General features: G+C 45.1%; 20 protein-coding genes and 1 tRNA gene. All 21 read left to right on the forward strand.

All coding sequences use genetic code 11. The features are described 5' to 3' along the window. Positions 1-3: 3 nt before the first annotated feature. The 21 genes from E0E47_RS16915 to E0E47_RS17010 all read left to right on the forward strand — a co-directional run bounded on the left by E0E47_RS16915 (position 4) and on the right by E0E47_RS17010 (position 19,695). The gene (locus E0E47_RS16915) at positions 4-894 is read left to right on the forward strand and encodes a DUF6492 family protein (protein ID WP_262708104.1); all 891 of its coding nucleotides are present in this window, start codon (positions 4-6) and stop codon (positions 892-894) included. A 355-nt stretch (positions 895-1,249) separates the two neighbouring features. Beyond that, positions 1,250-1,582 (forward strand): DapH/DapD/GlmU-related protein, encoded by a 333-nt coding sequence (locus tag E0E47_RS16920; RefSeq protein WP_130894259.1) that lies wholly within the window; start codon positions 1,250-1,252, stop codon positions 1,580-1,582. Positions 1,583-1,594: 12 nt separating this feature from the next. After that, positions 1,595-2,416, forward strand: a complete 822-nt coding sequence (locus tag E0E47_RS16925; protein ID WP_130894260.1) for an alpha-1,2-fucosyltransferase — start codon at positions 1,595-1,597, stop codon at positions 2,414-2,416. Positions 2,417-2,429: 13 nt separating this feature from the next. Beyond that, the gene (locus tag E0E47_RS16930) at positions 2,430-3,542 is read left to right on the forward strand and encodes a glycosyltransferase (protein WP_130894261.1); all 1,113 of its coding nucleotides are present in this window, start codon (positions 2,430-2,432) and stop codon (positions 3,540-3,542) included. A gap of 11 nt (positions 3,543-3,553) precedes the next feature. Then, entirely contained in the window at positions 3,554-4,768 is a 1,215-nt protein-coding gene (locus E0E47_RS16935) for a glycosyltransferase (RefSeq protein WP_130894262.1), read from the forward strand. A 35-nt stretch (positions 4,769-4,803) separates the two neighbouring features. Further along, on the forward strand, positions 4,804-5,298 hold the full coding sequence (locus E0E47_RS16940) for a glycosyltransferase (RefSeq protein ID WP_232038500.1): 495 nt from the start codon (positions 4,804-4,806) through the stop codon (positions 5,296-5,298). Positions 5,299-5,319: 21 nt separating this feature from the next. After that, the gene (locus E0E47_RS16945) at positions 5,320-6,075 is read left to right on the forward strand and encodes a WecB/TagA/CpsF family glycosyltransferase (RefSeq protein WP_130894413.1); all 756 of its coding nucleotides are present in this window, start codon (positions 5,320-5,322) and stop codon (positions 6,073-6,075) included. Between the two features lies 1 nt (position 6,076). Next, positions 6,077-6,535 carry an acyltransferase family protein gene (locus tag E0E47_RS17735; RefSeq protein WP_232038501.1) on the forward strand — a complete coding sequence of 153 codons (459 nt, stop codon included), beginning with the start codon at positions 6,077-6,079 and terminating at the stop codon, positions 6,533-6,535. 122 nt (positions 6,536-6,657) lie between these two features. Continuing rightward, complete coding sequence (locus E0E47_RS17740) at positions 6,658-7,041, forward strand: hypothetical protein (RefSeq protein WP_232038502.1); 384 nt, start codon at positions 6,658-6,660, stop codon at positions 7,039-7,041. Beyond that, positions 7,029-8,915: a DEAD/DEAH box helicase gene (locus E0E47_RS16955; RefSeq protein ID WP_130894264.1), complete on the forward strand. Its 1,887-nt coding sequence runs from the start codon at positions 7,029-7,031 to the stop codon at positions 8,913-8,915. Before E0E47_RS17740 ends, E0E47_RS16955 begins: the two co-directional genes overlap by 13 nt. 131 nt (positions 8,916-9,046) lie before the next feature. Continuing rightward, the gene (pflB, locus tag E0E47_RS16960; protein ID WP_008625013.1) at positions 9,047-11,287 is read left to right on the forward strand and encodes a formate C-acetyltransferase; all 2,241 of its coding nucleotides are present in this window, start codon (positions 9,047-9,049) and stop codon (positions 11,285-11,287) included. An 11-nt stretch (positions 11,288-11,298) separates the two neighbouring features. Then, positions 11,299-12,030: a pyruvate formate-lyase-activating protein gene (gene pflA, locus E0E47_RS16965; RefSeq protein WP_008625012.1), complete on the forward strand. Its 732-nt coding sequence runs from the start codon at positions 11,299-11,301 to the stop codon at positions 12,028-12,030. A 335-nt stretch (positions 12,031-12,365) separates the two neighbouring features. Beyond that, the gene (locus tag E0E47_RS16970) at positions 12,366-13,178 is read left to right on the forward strand and encodes a metallophosphoesterase family protein (protein ID WP_008625009.1); all 813 of its coding nucleotides are present in this window, start codon (positions 12,366-12,368) and stop codon (positions 13,176-13,178) included. Next, a complete protein-coding gene (locus tag E0E47_RS16975; RefSeq protein WP_008625007.1) occupies positions 13,153-13,815 on the forward strand; it encodes a hypothetical protein in 663 nt (220 codons plus the stop codon). The genes E0E47_RS16970 and E0E47_RS16975 overlap by 26 nt, the downstream gene beginning before the upstream one ends. Before the next feature lie 139 nt (positions 13,816-13,954). After that, positions 13,955-15,235 (forward strand): phosphopyruvate hydratase, encoded by a 1,281-nt coding sequence (eno, locus tag E0E47_RS16980; protein WP_130894265.1) that lies wholly within the window; start codon positions 13,955-13,957, stop codon positions 15,233-15,235. 151 nt (positions 15,236-15,386) lie between these two features. Continuing rightward, a complete protein-coding gene (locus E0E47_RS16985; protein WP_008625000.1) occupies positions 15,387-16,280 on the forward strand; it encodes an AraC family transcriptional regulator in 894 nt (297 codons plus the stop codon). A 34-nt stretch (positions 16,281-16,314) separates the two neighbouring features. Then, positions 16,315-16,962 (forward strand): nitroreductase family protein, encoded by a 648-nt coding sequence (locus E0E47_RS16990; RefSeq protein WP_008624998.1) that lies wholly within the window; start codon positions 16,315-16,317, stop codon positions 16,960-16,962. Positions 16,963-17,000: 38 nt separating this feature from the next. Further along, on the forward strand, positions 17,001-17,390 hold the full coding sequence (locus E0E47_RS16995) for a rhodanese-like domain-containing protein (RefSeq protein WP_008624996.1): 390 nt from the start codon (positions 17,001-17,003) through the stop codon (positions 17,388-17,390). A 146-nt stretch (positions 17,391-17,536) separates the two neighbouring features. After that, positions 17,537-17,612: transfer RNA gene (locus E0E47_RS17000), tRNA-Gly, on the forward strand. Positions 17,613-17,947: 335 nt separating this feature from the next. Continuing rightward, the gene (locus E0E47_RS17005; RefSeq protein ID WP_130894266.1) at positions 17,948-19,042 is read left to right on the forward strand and encodes an AAA family ATPase; all 1,095 of its coding nucleotides are present in this window, start codon (positions 17,948-17,950) and stop codon (positions 19,040-19,042) included. Further along, complete coding sequence (locus tag E0E47_RS17010) at positions 19,039-19,695, forward strand: DUF4276 family protein (RefSeq protein WP_008624992.1); 657 nt, start codon at positions 19,039-19,041, stop codon at positions 19,693-19,695. The genes E0E47_RS17005 and E0E47_RS17010 overlap by 4 nt, the downstream gene beginning before the upstream one ends. Positions 19,696-19,800 lie beyond the last annotated feature (105 nt).

Genomic DNA, 19,800 nt, shown 5'->3' on the forward strand with positions numbered 1-19,800 from the left:
GGTATGGAAAGGAATAAATTTGATTTGATAATCCCGGTCGTTTATAAGGACTATGGGATGCTTGACAGGGTATTGCAGTATGTGGTGAAGTATATTTCCCCGGATAATATATACATCATTACGGATGCGAGGTACCGGAAGTACTTGCCCAAAGAAGCCAGGAGGATGGAAGTGGTTGACGAGAATGTGTTGCTGCCGGGTTTGTCTTTTTTCCGAATAAAGAGCCTGCTCAAACAAAGTGGCAACGTGGATGGCCGTCCGGGGTGGTATTTGCAACAGTTTATTAAGATGGGTTTTGCATTGAGCGATTATTCCCAAAATCAATATTACTTGTCTTGGGACGCTGATACGATTCCTTTGAGGAAGCTAGATTTCTTTGTGGATGGGAAGGTTATGTTCGCTATGAAAAAGGAATTCCATAAACCTTATTTTGACACAATAAAAAGGATTTTGGATATCTCCGAATTTAATGAGAAATCTTATATTGCGGAACACATGATGTTTGACAAGCAAATCATGGCAGATCTGATAGGTAGGATATCTTCGTGTGGCGTTAGGGGAGAGGACTGGATAGAAAAAATTATAAATGCGGTTGAACCCGGTGTTTCCAATGGTTTTTCCGAATTTGAAACTTATGGGAATTTTTGTTTGAATTATTATCCTCAGTCTTATGTGGAGCGGCATTTAAATACCTTTAGAAAAGGTGGGTATATTGCTGGACGTTTCATTTCTAAGCAGAGATTAGAATATATTTCGTTTGATACGGATACTATATCTTTGGAATTGAATGACTATCCGGATGTATGGACGGCTCGTTGCTTTTGTTTCCTGTACCGGAAATACGTCGAAATGCGTTATCGTTGGATAAGCCATATTTTACCCTCTTCTATATAGTTAATAAATATTAATATTCTATAAGAAAGGCATGCGGTTCCGGCTTACTTCCTTTCAAAAGAAGGGGAGGTGGCATGAAAGGGTTGTATGTTTTGAAGGCCTGCATGGGCAGGCTTTTTAATCTATGTAACCGATACAAAAATTATATGAAGTTGAGGGCGTGTGTCATCTGCGTAGGACGACATTGTGTAATACACGGGCATGTGGGGGTAAATATAGATCCCTCGGCAAAGGTTTCTATCGGGGATAATTTTTATATGTCAAGCGGCGGGCATCGGAATCCACTTTGTGGCAATATCGAAGGTTTTTTTATGCAGGGGAGAATGCCTGCATATGCATAGGAAATCATGTAGGTATGAGTAGTACGGTACTCTGGGCTGCCCAAAGTATAACAATTGGCAATTATGTGAAAATAGGAGCAAATGTGAAGGTTATGGATACAGATGCGCATGCTTTGGATTTCAATGTACGTAGGGTTAGAGAGGAAGACGCTAAGCAAAAACGTTGTGCGCCTGTGGTTGTCGAAGATGATGTATTGATAGGGGTTAATAGTATTATCTTAAAAGGAGTGACGATTGGTGCGCGTTCTATAATCGGTGCAGGAAGTGTTGTTACCAAAAGTGTTCCTTCCGATTGTGTCGCTTGTGGGAATCCTGCGCGTGTAGTAAAAATACTGAATACGGACTAATTATTTTATACGGTGAAAATACTTGTATTTACAGGAGGTTTAGGTAATCAGATGTTTGCTTATGCCTTTTATCTTTACCTGAAAAGGCTTTTTCCTCAAGAGCGGTTTTATGGCTTGTATGGAAAGAAACTGTCAGAACATTATGGGTTAGAAATTGATAAATGGTTTAAGGTGTCATTACCTCGTCAACCTTGGTGGGTTTTGCCTGTTACGGGGCTATTTTATTTGTATAAACAATGTGTTCCAAATTCTAAATGGTTGGATTTGAATCAGGAAATCTGTAAATATCCCAGGGCTATTGTGTTTTTCCCTTTTAAGTTTACAAAAAAATATATACCGGATGATAATATTTGGTTAGAGTGGAAGGTAGACGAGTCTGGTCTCTCTGAAAAGAACAGGTTGCTTTTATCCGAGATTCGTTCTTCAGATTGCTGTTTTGTTCATGTACGTCGTGGAGATTATTTGTCTCCGACTTTTAAATCTCTTTTTGAGGGATGTTGCACGCTTTCTTATTATCAAAGGGCGTTGAAAAGTATGAAAGAGATAAGTCCATTCGTAAAGTTTGTTTGCTTTTCAGATGATATTCAATGGGTAAAGCAGAATTTGGAATTAGGGAACCGTGCTGTTTTTGTGGATTGGAATTCTGGTACGGATTCTCCGCTTGATATGTATTTGATGTCACAATGCCGATATGGTATAATGGCTAACAGTACCTTTAGTTATTGGGGGGCGAGGTTGGGACGGAAGAAAAAGAGAATCTATTATCCCCAGAAATGGTGGAACCATGGCACAGGACTACCTGATATCTTTCCGAATACATGGGTAAAAATATAAAAATGTAATAATCATGAGGATATTGTATTTTATCAACGGTTTAAGCTACAAAGGTGGCATGGCACGTATTGTTGTGGATAAAGCCAATTATTTGTCTGATGTGTTAGGTCACGAAGTTACAATATGTACATACAACGGTAAAGTGGAATCTGCTTTTAAACTTTCTAATAATCTGATAATAAGGACAATAAAATCGGGGGGGGAGAATGCAACCATAATGAAGAAGTTGGGTTGTATCGCAAAGGATATTAGAAAAGTAGGTAAGGTAATCCAAGAGGTAAATCCTGATATTGTAATCAATGCGCAGACACAGGTATTGACATGGATAATTCCATTTGTGAAAAGGAGGGTTCCTAAAGTCATGGAGATTCACTTTTCTAAAGTCGGGATGGATTATAATTTGCATGACAAAAGTAAAATATTTAGAACGTTGTATTTTGGGATTGCGCAATTTATATATGCGCGTTATGACAGGTTCGTGGTACTTACCGAGGAAGACAAACATTATTGGAATGTGAAGAATTGTGTGGTGATAGGGAATTTCACCCCCTTGGTTTCTCCTGTGTTGTCTGAGTTGGACAATAAAAAAATAATATGTGTGGCGAGGTATCATGAACAGAAACGGTTGGATTTGTTGGTGGAAGTGTGGCGAAGGATACATTCAAAATACAAAGGTTGGCAAATTGATGTTTACGGTATGGGACCTGATAAGGCTTGGCTGCAGGACAGGATAGACGCTGTGGGGGTGGCAGATTCATTTAAACTGAATGACGCTGTTGACAATGTGATGGAAAAGTATTTGGAAAGTTCTATCTTTTGCTTGACATCGGAACACGAAGGATTTGGCTTGGTCTTAGCGGAAGCCGCGATGATGGGTGTACCTATTTGTGCGTTTGATATAGTTGGGGTGAAATGGCTGCTATCTGATAAGGAGACAGCATTGCTTTGTCCGTTTGGTGATGTCGACGCTTTTGCTCGGAATCTTTCCATGTTGATTGAAAGTCGGTCATTAAGGGTTAAACTGAGGACTGCGGCAAAAAAGAGAATGGAAGATTTTAGGATTGAGGTGATTATGGAAAAATGGAATAGTTTGTTTGAAGGCTGTGTAAATAGACTTCAAATATAAAATGATTTTTTATGAACATCCTTTTTTTAATGAAAGCCTTTGAACTCGGAGGTCAGGAGATGGTAACGACTGTGTTGGCAAAGAGTTTTGTAGAGCATGGCCATCAAGTGACGATTGTTACTTTTAAACCACCTTCGCCTCTCATGAGGCAGCGATTGGACGACCGCATCGCTTTTTATGTCTTAAGCGGCTATCATGTGGGGCATGGAAATGTGGCTACATTACGAGGCATCTTGACAAGCCGTCATATAGAAGTCGTAATCAACCAATGGGGACTTCCATTTTTTCCAGCTTTGATTTTGAAGAAAGCGGCCAAGGGGCTTGGGGTTAAAACGATTGCTGTTTACCACAATGATCCTTCTACTAACGGAAAATTAAAGTCTGTGGAACTCCTTCTGGAAAAAACGGGAAATCCGTTAAGAAAGTTCCTTCTTCGGATGGCGCATGGGGTATTTAAGCAAATAACTTCTGCAAGCATGCGGTATGTGTACCGCAATAGCGACCGTTATGTGGTGTTGTCGGAAAGTTTTGTGGATGGATTCCGAAAATTCACACGTTTGAAAGACACAAAAAAGCTTGCGGTTATTACCAATCCAGTCACTATAGAAACGTCTGGTTATGAACTTGACCTTATTAAGAAGTGTCAGGAGGTCTTGTTCGTAGGCCGGATAGATAATAACCAGAAAAGGGTGTTTCGTGTGGTTGATGTATGGGCGCAAGTGGAACGTGTATGTCCTGATTGGACATTGGTAATTGTAGGAGACGGGCCGGATAGGGAGGGTATGGAAAGGTATGCGAGTTCTTTGGGGTTGAGAAATATTCGGTTTGAAGGGTTTCGTAATTCTCGTTCTTATTATGAGCGGGCTTCCTTATTGCTTTTGACTTCTGAATATGAGGGGTTCGGACTTGTGATTGTGGAAGCTATGAGTTTTGGAGTTGTACCTATTGTCTTGGATAGTTATACGGCTGTCCATGATATTCTTGAAGACGGAAAGGACGGACGGATTGTGCCATATCGTTCTAAAGAGGGTTTCTGTCCTAAGGCAATGGCCGAAATGCTATTAGAATTGATGGAAAACCAGAGAAGCCGGGAACGTATGGCAAAAGCGGCACGGGACAAAAGTTTCTTGTTTTCACGTGGAAGTGTATGCATTCATTGGAATAAAATGTTAAAAGATGTTGTAACGGGGGTGATTTGCCGCCCTTATTCAAACAAAAAGAGATAATCTATGTCGGGCGATTGGATTGTAATCAAAAGCGTGTGCTGCGGATTTTGCAAACTTGGGCTTTGTTGGAACAGTGTTATCCGGATTGGCGATTGACTATAGTGGGTGATGGGCCGGACAGGGTGAATCTGAAGAATCAAGTATTTGAATCGCAGTTGGAAAACGTTTCTTTTGAGGGCTTTCAGAATCCAAGAGGGTATTATGAGCGAGCTTCCATCTTATTGCTGACTTCGGAGTTTGAAGGTTTTCCGTTGGTGCTGCCGGAGTGTATGAGTTTTGGGGTGGTACCAGCCGTTTACGGGAGCTATTCTGCTGTATATGATATTGTGGAAGACGGTAAAAATGGTTTGATTTTGCCGTATGATAAAAAGGGATATAATGCTGCGCTTATGGCAGAAAAGCTGTCTGTCCTGATGCAGTCGTCTGATGAGCGTCAGCGCATGGCGGAAAATGCAATAGTGACGAGCCGTAAATATTCTTTAGATTCTGTATATCAATCTTGGGAGCAACTTTTTGATTCTCTTTTTTAATAGCATATTTCTTTTTTTATGATGTCTGATTCTGTTCGTATTTTGAATGCGAACCTCTTGTCCATTACCCGGATTGAACTGCTGCAAAGCTTGAAACGCGGGGTATTGGTCACTCCGAATCTTGATCATTTGGTCAAACTCCAGCATGACCGTGAGTTTTATGACCTTTATCAAAAGGCGGAGTGGGTGGTTTGCGACAGTAAAATCTTGTATTTGTGCTCTCGTTTGCTGAAGAAAAGAATACCGGAAGCCATTCCGGGTAGCAGTTTCTTTACGGCTTTCTATCAATATCATAAGGATAATCCGGATTGCCGGATATTTCTTTTGGGTGCGATGGAAGGTGTGGCACAAAAGGCCATGGAAAGTATCAATGCCTCGGTGGGGCGCGAAATCGTGGTGGGGGCGATGTCTCCTTCGTATGGTTTTGAAAACAAACCGGAGGAAAATGAATTGATTTACCGTACCATTAATGCTTCCGGTGCCAATGTGGTACTGGTCGGTGTGGGGGCGCCCAAACAGGAAAAATGGATTTTCCGTCATAAAAGCCGCATGCCGGGAGTCGATATTTGGATGGCTTTGGGGGCTACGGTCGACTTTGAGGCCGGCAATGTGAAACGGGCACCGAAATGGATGCAGATGTTGGCGATGGAATGGTTTTACAGATTCCTGATGGAGCCCAAGCGAATGTTCAGGAGATACTTTGTGGATGATGTGAAATTCTTTTTGTATTTCGGCCGGCAACTGCTTGGGATTTATCGTAACCCGTTTAAAGATTGAAATGAAAATGAAAAAGCTTGATGTGGTAAACTTTTTGCGCGGGTATTCCATTTTTACCATAGTAATCATGCATCTTGTAGGGATGTTGGGGATTTCCGGAATATGGGAAAAAGCAGCAGCCTTTGGTGGTGCCGGAGTACACGTTTTTATCCTCTGTTCGGGATTTGGCTTATACCTTTCTTACCTTCGTAAGCCTTTAGGATACATAGCTTTCCTGAAGAAACGTTTTACGAGGATTTATATGCCGATGGCCGTCTTGTGCGTGGCCACGGCGGTCTGGATGGCTTGTATGGGGCGTGAATGGTTCATGCCGCTGTGGGGCAATTTGTTACTTTTCAAAATGTTTGTTCCTGAACTGGAGAGTTCTATGGGAGGGCAGATGTGGTTTGTGTCTACTATCATTCAGTTCTATCTTGCTTGGCCTCTTATTGTTAAGTTATTTAACATTCGGGGGGGGTAAAGCTTGCGCTCATTGTCAGCCTGTTATGGTCTACATCCGTAGGCCTATTAGGATATGCAGAGGAGCGGGTTTGGAATAGTTTCTTCCTGCAATATTTGTGGGAGTTTTGCTTAGGGATGAAGATGGCAGAAATATATCATGGCAATCCTAAAGCACTGGAAGTGCCCCAGTGGAAATATTTGTTGCCGTTGTGCGTGGCCGGTGTGGGGGTGACTGGCATAATGGGCTTCGCGGGGTGGCCATGGAAACTTTACAATGACATACCCTCATTGGTGGGTTATATGTCTCTTGCTCTTGTCATCTATAAGGTGGGAATCAAGCCGCTTAACCGGTTGTTGGAGTGGACCAACCGCTTTTCATACGAATGGTATTTGGTACACATGTTCGTTTTTGATATCATATTTTATTGTATCGGGTATAAAACGCCGATTGTCGTGGTATTCATGCTGTGTTTGCTTTTGTCATATAGTACAGCTATTGCGTATAGCAAAATATGGAGCAAGTAGATTCTGGTTATACGGAATTGCGCAGCTATCAGTGGGAAATGAAGCACCGCCTGTATGAAAAATGGTGGGGCGGGATCAGGAGCGTGATGGTGCAGATGCCTACAGGGACGGGGAAGACGTACTTGATGGCTGCCGTGGTCCGCGAGAATGCTGCGGACGGGGTGTTGGTCGTGACGCACCGTATAGAATTGGTAGAGCAGATTTCGGAAACCTTGTCTCGTTTCGGAGTACGCCACGGGGTGATTGCCGGTGGCCGGAAGGCGTTGTTGGCGGAGAACGTCCGGGTGGCGAGCATACAGACGTTGAGCCGATGTATAGATAGTCTTTCTTTTTGCCCTTCTGTTGTGGTTGTGGACGAGGCTCATCATGCCTTGGCGAAGACTTACCGCATATTGTGGGAAAAGTGGCCGGAGGCTCTTTTCTTGGGACTGACGGCTACGCCTTGCCGGTTGAGCGGCGAACCTTTCACGGACTTGTTCGAGGTATTGCTCCAAACGTGGAGTATGGAACGCTTTATCGACGAGGGGTGGTTGGCTGATTTTGAATATATAAGTGCCGACCCGAACAGTAGGGCGGTACGCCGGGTGGGACTGTTGTCCAAGCGTGGTGCGGATGGCGATTACCAGTTGAAAGAGATGGCTACGGTGATGGATTGTCCTGAAAGCATCCGTCATCTGTATGACACTTACCGGACGTTTGCTTCAGGAAAGAAAGGCATAGTGTATGCCATAAACCGGGAACATGCGCGTCATATCTTGGAGTATTATCGGGATGGCGGGGTAAGTTGTTGCATGATTGACGCGAAGACTCCGCCGGAGGAACGCCGGAGTTTGGTGGAAGACTATCGGAACGGCCGTTTCACGTTGATGGTCAACGTCGACATATTCTCGGAAGGATGGGACGTGCCGGAGGTAGAGGTCATCCAACTTGCCCGACCCACGCTTTCATTGGCCAAATATTTGCAGCAGGTGGGGCGGGGGATGCGTGTATCCTGCAAGAAAAGCCACGTGATGGTATTGGACCAGGTGGGACTGTATTTGGCTTTCGGTATGCCTATACAAAGATGGGACTGGCAGCGGATGTTTGATGGAAGGGAGGTTGGCCGACCCACAACGGGCAATACTTTTCCTATATATATAGGAGAAGAGGCCATGGAAAAACAGTTGGTGAATCTGGAGATGGTCCGTATCAAACGGAAAGAGGAGAAGCGCGAGGGAATGGAAGTTTTTATGCAGGGCGGAAAATACGGCATAGCGTTGGATGGAAAAGAGGTGTGTGCCCCTCAGTTCGTGCGGGTAGAACGGATACCTGAACCTTATTTTGCCCTGTGTTTTTACCCATACGATGCCGTCTTCCGGGGGAAGGTGACGGTGGTGGACGGGAAGGGGCGTGATTTGAGGCCGGAACTTTATGGAAAGGTGGAATGCAAAGGGGACTTTTTTAAGGGGTGTGACTTTACGGGAAAGCAGGTTTATTGGGACGGCAAGACCCGGAGGCACTACGAAAGGATGCCGGAACTCGGACGTCTCGGGCGGTTTGAACTGGTCAAGCAGGATGCCGCGTACATGTTCCGCTTCAGGGAACGCGGGCTGGACTTCTCGTTCCGGAAGGAAGATGTGCGGGTCAGTGCCACCGGAAAGGTCTTTATTATTGGCAAGCATCTGATTGTGAATGATAAAAAAGAACAGTTCATATATGAATTTCTTGGATTCAGCAAAGGAATGATTCTGGTAAAGTTGCCCGGGCAAAATGTGTATCGCCTGATATTGGACTCGGGGAACCGTTATTGTGATTTTAAGCCTCCTTATCCGGGAACAGTAACACGGAACCCAGACCGGATGTATATCAGGTTCCATAATTGGTCCGGTTTTTGATTGGAATGAATACAAAAGTAGTATAAGGATAGTTTTAAATTTGAAATACCTACAAGTCGGTATAGGGGAATCCGTTATTTCTCCGTATCTTTGCAGCCGGTTAGCACATAAATAACTAAAACGGATAAATTATGGAACGTAACAACGAAAGCTGGGCCGGCTTCAAAGGCGAATTGTGGAAGAAGGAGATCAACGTGCGTGATTTCATTCAGAACAATTATACTCCTTACACGGGGGATGATTCTTTCCTGAAGCCGTCGTCGGAGAAGACCCGCAAAGTGTGGAACAAATTGACCGAGATGTTCAAGGTGGAGCGTGAGAAGGGTGTGTATGACACCGAAACAAAACTCCCCCAAAGCATCACGACTTACGGGCCGGGTTATATAGATAAGGATAATGAAGTGGTTGTGGGACTGCAAACGGATGCCCCGCTCAAGCGTGGTATTTTTCCGAAAGGCGGTATCCGCATGGTGGAAAACAGCTTGGAAGCTTACGGCTACCATCTCGACCCGATGACGAAAGAGATTTTCACGAAATACCGTAAGACGCACAACGAAGGAGTGTTTTCAGCTTATACCGATGAAATGTTGGCATGTCGCCGTTCGGCCATTATTACAGGTTTGCCGGATGCATACGGTCGTGGCCGTATCATCGGTGACTATCGTCGTGTGGCTTTGTATGGTACTGCACGTTTGATTGAGGACAAGAAAAAATTCCAAAAACGCCTTGACATCCAGGAACTGAATGATGAAATCATCCGCAACCGTGAAGAGGTTACGGAGCAGATTCGTGCCTTGCAGGATTTTGAGAAGATGTGTGCCGCATACGGATTCGACGTGGCCCGTCCGGCCAAGGATGCCCGCGAAGCCGTGCAGTTTGTATATCTGGCTTATCTGGCTGCGGTGAAGGACCAGGACGGTGCGGCCATGTCCATAGGGCGTACTTCTACGTTCCTCGACATCTATATCGAGAAAGATATCCGCGAGGGGAAACTGACGGAAGAAGAAGCACAGGAGTTGGTAGACCAGATGATTATAAAGTTGCGTATCGTACGGTTCTTGCGTACGCCCGAATATAACGACTTGTTTTCCGGTGACCCTGTATGGGTGACGGAATCCCTCGGCGGCATGGGCGTGGACGGCCGCACGTTGGTGACGAAGACTTGTTTCCGTTACCTGCATACGCTTTACAACCTCGGGCCGGCTCCGGAACCGAACCTTACGGTGCTGTGGGCGGACAAATTGCCGGAGAACTGGAAGAAGTTCTGTGCCAGAGTTTCTATCGACACGTCGGCCATCCAGTATGAGAACGACGACCTGATGCGGGTGGATTACGGTGACGACTATGGCATCGCATGCTGTGTGTCTCCGATGAAAATCGGCAAGCAGATGCAGTTCTTCGGAGCCCGTGCCAATCTGGCCAAGTGCTTGCTGTATGCCATCAACGGCGGGCGCGACGAGCGTAGCGGTGTGCAGGTGGCTCCCAAATTCGAACCGATTACGAGCGAATACCTTGACTATGACGAGGTGATGGAGAAATACGAGCAGATGATGCGTTGGTTGGCCAAGGTGTACGTGAATGCCTTGAAGATTATCCACTATATGCACGACAAGTATGACTATGAGGCATACGAAATGGCTCTGCACGATGGCGACGTACAGCGTATCCGTGCTACCGGTATTGCCGGTTTGTCCATCGTGGCCGACTCTTTGGCTGCCATCCGCGACTGCAAGGTGAAGGTGGTTCGCGACGAGCGCGGCTTGGCTGTGGACTTCGAGCGTGAAGGCGAGTATGTGCCTTATGGCAACAATGACGACCGCACGGATGCCATCGCAGTGGAAATCACGGAGAAATTCATGGATTACCTCCGTCAGCACGAGACTTACCGCAATGCGGTTGCCACGCAGTCCATCCTGACGATTACCAGCAATGTGGTGTATGGAAAGAAAACCGGTACGACTCCCGACGGCCGCCAGGGCGGTACTCCGTTTGCACCGGGGGCCAACCCGATGAACGGGCGTGACGTGAAAGGAGCCGTTGCGGCGTTGGCTTCGGTGGCCAAGCTTCCGTTCCATCATGCACACGACGGTATCTCTTACACTTTTGCCATATCTCCGGCTACGTTGGGCAAGGAGCGCGACATTCAGGTAAATAATCTGGTCGGCCTGTTGGATGGTTATTTCACTCCGGACGGCGGCCAACATCTCAATGTCAATGTGTTCGACAAGGAATTGTTGATGGATGCCATGGAACATCCCGAGAAGTATCCTCAGTTGACCATCCGCGTGTCCGGCTATGCCGTGAACTTTGTGAAGCTGACGCGTGAACAACAGTTGGATGTCATTTCGCGTACCATCAACCACTCCTTATAATATAAAAGGAAATGGAAAAACCATTGGTGGGTAAAATACATTCATTGGAGAGTTTCGGGACCGTCGACGGTCCCGGAATTCGTTTTGTGACCTTCCTGCAAGGTTGTCCGCTTCGTTGCCTGTATTGCCATAATCCGGACACTTGGGATGCCGGTCGTCCGGCCCGTTATCAAATGGCTCCGGAGGAATTGCTTGCCGAAGTGCTCAAGGTACGCAGTTTCATAGCCCGTGGAGGGGTGACGTTGACTGGGGGCGAACCCTTGTTGCAGGCTGATTTCTGCCGCGAGTTTTTTCGTCTCTGCCGCGAGGAAGGCCTTCATACGGCATTGGATACTTCAGGGGCCGTGTTCAATGAACGCGTATGTGCAGTGTTGGATTATACGAACCTGGTGCTTCTCGACATTAAGGCGCTTCGCCCCGAACTTTGCAGGAAAGTCAGCGGAAGTGACGGACGGAATGCCCGGGCTTTGCTTGATGAATTGGAAAAGAGAGGTACGGAGGTTTGGATTCGCCATGTGGTCGTACCCGGCCTGACGGACGATGACACGCTGTTGGATGAACTGGTAGAGTTTGTACGACATTACAAGGTTGTGCGCAAAATAGAATGGTTGCCTTATCATACGATGGGGGTGTTCAAATACGAGGAACTCGGGTTGGACTACCCGTTAGCCGACGTGCCTCCTCTTGCTCGGGAGAGGGTAGAAGCCATTAAGGCACGCTATAAAGGCATCTTCCCTGACTGATGCCGGTATGCCATATTGTATGAAATCTTTATTTCTTGAGGGCTTCCGTAAGATGTTGTAAATCATATAGGTAATGGCGGGGGATCATTCTGCGCCAAAACGGAAATCAATCACAGCCAAATGAAAAATCGTTTGGCTGTGATTGATTTTTTATTCTGCGCCAAATGATTTCAGGGCTTCTGTATGCTTGCCCCTTGTCGTGCTTTTTTTCTTGTGGGGCAGGCTTGGGGTGTTGTCCTAAAAGGAGGAATTATTCTTCTAATCCATCCGAAATGGACTTTTTGTGTGTTTCGTATTGCTTCTTTTTCTATCTTTGATATTCAAAAGTGTTTTTTATGAGCAGAATATACAATTCCGTCGTGGGTGTACTTTGCGGGGTGGGAATATTGTCTTCTTGCGAAATCATCGAATATCATCCCTACGATACGCGTATAGAAGGAGAGACCGGGCTGACGGAGAAGAACATCCGTTTGATTGAAGACAAGATGCGGGGAAGGCGTGAGTTCCGTTTTGCCATGATCAGCGATACCCAACGCCGGTATGACGAAACGAAAGAAGTCGTGAATATCATCAATAACCGTGGCGACATTGATTTTGTGTTGCATGGCGGCGACATGGCAGACTTCGGGGAGACGAAAGAGTTCTTATGGGCACGTGATTTCTTGAACAAGTTACGGGTGCCGTATGTTTGCCTGTTGGGGAATCATGATTGTCTGGGGACGGGTTTTGATGTGTACCAGAAAGTTTTCGGGAGTGACAATTTTGCTTTTACGGTTGGCAATGTGCGTTTTGTTTGTTTGAATACCAACGCGCTCGAATATGATTACAGCCATCCGGTTCCCGATTTCAATTTTATGGAGGACGAATTGAGGAATATGCCGGTGGGCGTAGAGAAAACCATTGTGGCCATGCACGTGCCGCCCGGCGACGGGGAGTTCAACAACAATGTGGGGCGCGCCTTTGAGCATTACATTGCCAGTTTCCCCCATGTGCAGTTTTGTCTGTTCGGCCACATCCACCGTTGGGCAGAAGAGGAGTTTTTTGATGACGGAGTCGTATATTACGGATGTACGACAGTCGGGAAGCGAGGGTATTACGTCATTACCATAAAAGAAGAAGGATATGAAATTGAACGTTGCGATTTTTAGTATATGGTTTTCAGTGGGCATGCCTTCTTTTGTAATGGGGCAGGGCGCGACGGAGAGGGCAGACTCTGTCCCGACACGCTATGAGAAAATGATGGCACGCCGTATGGAGGGGTGGAAACGTTTGATTCCCGACCATTACAAGATACAGTTTGCGGGAAGCATCGGTGCCGCCTCAATCGGTACGGGTTGGACATACGGGAAGAAGCAGCAATGGGAGACAGATGTCATGTTGGGCTTTCTGCCTAAATTTGAAAGTGAACATCATAAGGCCGTTTTCACTCTGAAACAATCGTATCTGCCCTGGCGGTTACGTGTGAAAGGAAGTGCGTGGGTGATTCAGCCCTTGTCATGCAGTTTGTTCTTGTCCTCCGTGTTAAGCGATAAGTTCTGGACGCACGAGCCGGACCGTTATCCTAAAGGATATTACGGTTTCTCAACTCGTATCCGTGCCAATCTGTCCTTGGGCCAACGTATCGTGTATGACATACCGGATGTTTCCAATTGGAGGGTACAAGATATATCCTTGTATTATGAATTAGGGGCGTGTGATACCGATTTCTGTACTTTCTTTGGTGACCGTAGCATCAAGTTTAAAGAAATTTTAAGTCTGGCTGTCGGTATAAAACTGCATATTTAACTTCTCCTGTTTGCAGGCGTACTTAAAAGTCAGTATCTTGCGTCTTGTTAGAATCCCTTTTTTCAGGTATTGTAAGAATGGTGTAAAGTGATGAACTTTGCCATGGAAAAAGATGTTTAATTTAAAAACAAAAGTGAATATGAAAATCAAATCAATCAAAGGGCGTGAGATATTGGACTCCCGTGGTAATCCGACGGTAGAAGTAGAGGTGGAATTGGAATGCGGCGTGGTGGGCCGCTCATCGGTGCCTTCGGGAGCTTCTACGGGCGAACACGAAGCCTTGGAACTACGTGACGGAGATGAAAAACGTTACGGAGGTAAAGGCGTGTTGAAGGCTGTGGAAAATGTGAATAAGGTAATTGCTCCGGCCTTGGTGGGCTATAGTGCTTTGGAACAGCGTGCCATCGACCACAAGATGTTGGCACTCGACGGCACGAAGACAAAGTCTAATTTAGGTGCCAATGCCATTCTCGGGGTATCGTTGGCTGTGGCTAAGGCTGCTGCGGAATATTTGGACATTCCTTTATATCGTTATATTGGCGGCGTGAACACATACGTGATGCCTGTGCCGATGATGAATATCATCAACGGAGGTTCGCATAGCGATGCGCCGATAGCTTTTCAGGAATTCATGATTCGTCCGGTGGGTGCTCCTTCTTTCCGTGAGGGGCTGCGGATGGGGGCCGAAGTGTTCCATGCCTTGAAGAAAGTGCTTCACGGCCGTGGCTTGAGCACGGCTGTAGGAGATGAAGGCGGTTTTGCTCCTTCATTGGACGGCACTGAGGATGCTCTCGAATCCATAATCGCTGCCATTAAGGCTGCCGGTTACGTGCCGGGTAAGGATGTGATGATTGGTATGGACTGCGCTTCCTCCGAATTCTATAAAGATGGAGTGTACGATTATACCATTTTTGAAGGAGGGAAAGGTAAGAAGCGTACTTCAGACGAGCAGATTGCCTACCTGGAAGAATTAATCACGAAGTATCCGATTGATTCCATTGAAGACGGTATGAGCGAGAATGACTGGGACGGTTGGAAGAAGTTGACGGAACGTATCGGCGGACGTTGCCAGTTGGTGGGCGATGACTTGTTTGTGACCAACGTGGACTTCTTGTCCAAGGGGATTGCCATGGGATGTGCCAATTCCATTTTGATCAAGGTGAACCAAATCGGTTCGCTCAGCGAAACTTTGGATGCCATCGAGATGGCTCATCGCCATGGTTATACAACGGTTACTTCCCACCGTTCGGGAGAGACAGAGGATGCTACGATTGCCGATATTGCCGTGGCCACGAACAGCGGCCAAATCAAGACCGGTTCTTTGAGCCGTTCCGACCGTATGGCCAAATATAACCAGTTGCTCCGTATCGAGGAAGAGCTAGGGGATTTGGCTGTGTATGGTTATAAGCGCATCAAGTGAGACTTTACGTATTGTGATTGAATGAAAAAAGAGTTGCTTCGGGAGATATTTTACCGGATGCGGCTCTTTTTTTGTAAGAAAAGTAAGGAGGTATGGCTTTTTGTATCCTTGTTTTTCTTAACTTTGCTTGCACCTTAAAAAAATAAAAGCCATGCCACGGATAAAGGAAGGATTCAAGGGAGAACGGATAGTCGTCTTGCCGGGATTTTTGATAGAAGAGTTGAAGCGCGACCCTTTGGGCCGCGAGCTTTATATCACGGATATCGGTTATTATCCGCATGCAGGTTTTCATTATTGTGAGCGGAAAGAGGAGGATTCCAATGAGTTTGTGCTGATTTATTGTGTAGAGGGGGAGGGATGGTTCGAACTGGACGGTAAGCGTTATGACGTTGGGGCTAACCAGTTTTTCATTTTGCCCAAATATAAGGCACATGCTTATGGCAGTAAAGCCGAGAATCCTTGGACGATTTACTGGATTCATTTCGATGGCGCAAAAGCCGCCTTTTTCAGCGTAGGGTTCAGTAAGCCGCATGATATTTCACCGGCAGAACATTCCCGTATCAAAGAACGTCTGCTGCTGTTTGAAGAAATTTATGCTTCGGTCAGTTCTGGGTATAACAAGAACTACATGCTGTATGCCACGACGAGCCTTTTCCACTTTCTGGGTTCCATGAAGTTTCTTGGAGAATACCGTGAGTGCCGTTTTGCGGGTGTGCAGGAAAAACGAGACGTGGTGCAGCGTGCCATTCATTTCATGCAGGAAAACCTGAATAAGAAAATCCGTCTGACGGATATTGCCCGCGAAGTGAAACTTTCCCCGTCTTACTTCTCCAATGTCTTTGAGGACAAGACCGGTTCTCCCCCTTTGCGTTATTTGGGATACCTCCGTATTCAGGAAGCCTGTCATTATCTGGATTTCACAGATTTGAAAATCAGTCAGATCAGTCCGTTGGTCGGTTATGAGGATTCGCTTTATTTTTCCCGGCAGTTCACGAAATACATGGGCATGTCGCCGTCGGAATATAAATCAAAAAAGAAAGGATAAGGTTTTAAATAATTATATAATTGAGGAACGAGACATGAATACGAAATCTCTATTATCTTTAGTAGCAGGAATTTTCCTGCTTTGCAGTTGCCATACGGAGCCTGCTTCCCGTGAAGGAGAAACGGGGGCGGCAGACAGTGTGGTGGTGAAAAATGAAGTCGTGAATACGATTCTGCAGCGTCGCAGCATCCGGAGATACAAGCCTCAACCGGTGGAGAAGGACAAGTGGGCGCAGATTGTGGAATGTGGGCTGTATGCTCCCAACGGGAAGGGACTTCAATCGTGGGAAGTACGTGTTGTGGACAATCCCCGTTTGTTGGCTTCGATAGATTCGGCTTACAGCCATTTTATGGGGAAAGGACAGGGGGAAACCACTCTTCGGGCGGCATACGGTGCACCTGTGTTGGTATTTATCGCATACGATACGACTTATGATTTGTCGCAGGTAGATTGCGGGCTGTTGGGTGGAAACATGATGATTGCGGCTCAATCGTTAGGGATTGGTTCATGTTGCTTGGGTGGTATTTGCCGTTTCCTGAATGAACCGGAAGGTCGTGAATTGCTTGATGAATTGGATTTTCCCGAAACGCATAAATTACTTTATGCCATAGCTTTCGGTTATCCGGACGAAGAACCTTCTCCCAAACCTCGTGATATGAATAGGGTCCGGACGGTTGAATGATGCGGTTTTTGTTGATTGGGGATTAAAGAATGAGAAGTATGAGACGTTTCTATATATTGGGGGTAGCCATGGGAATGAGTGCATTTTTGAGCAGCCTTTTCGGTTGCCATGTTTCGGACGGGGATTTCCGTTCGCTTTCCGTAGCAGAATTCAAAGAATGCATTGCCGATACGGCGGTCGTGCGTTTAGATGTACGTACGGACGAAGAATATGCGGAGGGGCATATTGCCGGGGCGATGAACATAGACGTGTTACAACCGGATTTCGAACAGAAGAGCAAGGCCGTTTTACCGAAGAACAAGACCATAGCCTTGTATTGCCGGAGTGGGAAACGCAGCAAGAAAGCTGCACGGATTCTGAGTGAGCTTCATTATAAGGTAGTGGAACTTGACGGTGGATACATGGAATGGAAGCAGGCCGGACTGTGACGGGGCAAGTCTTGAAATGGATGAGTCCGGGGCTGCTCCAGTGGAAAGGAGAAACTATTCTGGGTAAAAAATGACTGTAATTTCGCGATAGGCTTGCATATAATGGCTCTTTTCATTATCTTTGCATCCGATTTCAGGGAAATCACGCGGAAATAGCTCAGTCGATAGAGCACTAGCCTTCCAAGCTGGGGGTCGCGGGTTTGAGTCCCGTTTTCCGCTCCATGTAAGACTTGCTGTTTTTCAGCAGGTCTTTTTTGTTGTATCCGTGAGGTAAAGGGCATTTGTTCGGATAGCCCTGTTATAATGTTTAATGCAACATGGCTGTGCAAGGTCTTGATATGTGCCATAAAATATTGTTAATACTTTATCTTTAATCCATAATATGATTGTTGGAGTTGTGTGAATATAGTATATTTGTGTGGAGTACAAGTAATGAAAGATAAAAGTATGCTCTTTTGATATGGATGATAAATCAAAATGGGATGAAGGGGTTTCATGGCTTTGTGAGATGTGTTTTGAGTTTATGGGACTGATTGGAATAATAAAAACAGTATGATATGATAGAGCAGGTTATAATAAAGAATTATAAGTCGATAAGGGATTTGTCTTTACCCTTAAACCGATTGAATGTGCTCATTGGTTCAAACGGTGTGGGTAAAAGTAATTTTATCTCATTTTTTGAATTGACGAAAGCCATATATGAGCAACGGTTCGGAAGTTATACTTTGTCAAAAGGTGGTATTGACAGCTTGTTGTATCGTGGGAGGAAGGTATCTCCTTCCATCCATGGATTGTTGGATTTCGATAATAATAATGCTTTCTTTTTTGAAATAAAACCCGCGCAATCCAATAAGGGATTTATAGAAAAAACGGGGGATTATTTCAATAATTTCCATACAGAAGGTAAGGATTATACGGAATGGAATAAGACGCTATGGGATTCCGCTGTTGAAGAATCTTCTTTAATCCAAAATCTCAAATGGAGGGCCGGTTATTTAAAGAAATATTTGAGTAGCTTTACGGTATATCATTTTCATGATACCAGTGCAAGTTCTCCTATGCGTGGAGATTGTAATATCAATGATAACGAATACCTTCGTGACAATGGTTCTAATTTGGCGGCATTTCTCTATTCTATGATGCAGAATGATGAAACTAATTTTCGGTTGATAGAAGGGGTGGTAAGTTCCATTGCGCCTTATTTTAAGTGTTTCAAGTTACGTCCGGATGTGAATGATAAGGAAAGAATACGTCTGGAATGGGAAGAAAAGGAGACTGATATGTATCTTAACGGATACAGTTTTTCGGATGGGACTTTACGTTTTATTGCTTTGGCCACTTTACTGTTGCAATCAAAAACCCCCGAGATTATTGTGATTGATGAGCCCGAGCTTGGTTTGCATCCTGCTGCTATAAATAAGTTTGCCGAACTTGTTAAACGTGCATCCAATAAGAGTCAGATTATTTTATCCACACAATCTACAAATTTAGTGAATTGTTTTGATGTGGAAGATATTATAGTTGTGGATAGGGTTGAAAGCCAATCTGTTTTTAGGCATTTGTCAGAAGAGGATTTGGCGACATGGATGGATGAATACGATTTGTCTATTAGTGATTTGTGGGAGAAGAATATGATAGGAGGACAGCTATGAGACGTGTATATATTGTTGTGGAAGGACAAACTGAGCAGGAGTTTGTCAATACTGTTATCTCTCCTTATTTACAGGGATTTGGTGTATTTAGCATTACTCCTGTTTTAATCCGGACCAGTAGGAACGGGAGAGGTGGAATGGTGAATTACCAACATTTATGGAATACCGTAAAATTGCTTCTGAAATCTTCAAGAAAGGATTTTGTTGTGACTACATTTATTGATTTTTTCAGGATACCTAACACCATGCCAAGGTATGAAGAATGTATGGCGAAAGCCAGTAAAATAGAGCGTGTCGAAGCACTGGAAAGCGCTATGAATGAAAATATCGGAGATAGACGTTTCTTTTCTTATATCCAGTTACATGAATTTGAGGCTCTTTTGTTTTCTAATAATAATGGCTTTGCATACTATTTTCCAGAAGAATGTGCTAAAAGAACAGGTAATATTGTTTCCTCGTATGAAAATCCAGAGGATATAAATTCATCTCCAGAGGGAGCACCTTCTAAAAGATTGTTGGCCTTGAAATCTGATTACAATAAAGTGTTGGAGGGAAACTTAATAGCATTGGAGGTGGGGATAATGAGTATGCTTGAAAAATGTCCGAGATTCAATAGGTGGATAACCCAAATCATTGACACCTGTAAAATATAGGTTGAATGAGGTTCGGGGCATATTGTATGAAGGCAGAAAGTCGGTTGTTTATATCTGATGATTCTATAGTGTTTGGAAAAAGCCAACACGCATTTTGGGGCGTGT

The sequence above is a fragment of the Paraprevotella xylaniphila YIT 11841 genome (assembly GCF_900683745.1).
In the GTDB taxonomy this organism is placed as follows: Bacteria; Bacteroidota; Bacteroidia; order Bacteroidales; family Bacteroidaceae; genus Paraprevotella; species Paraprevotella xylaniphila.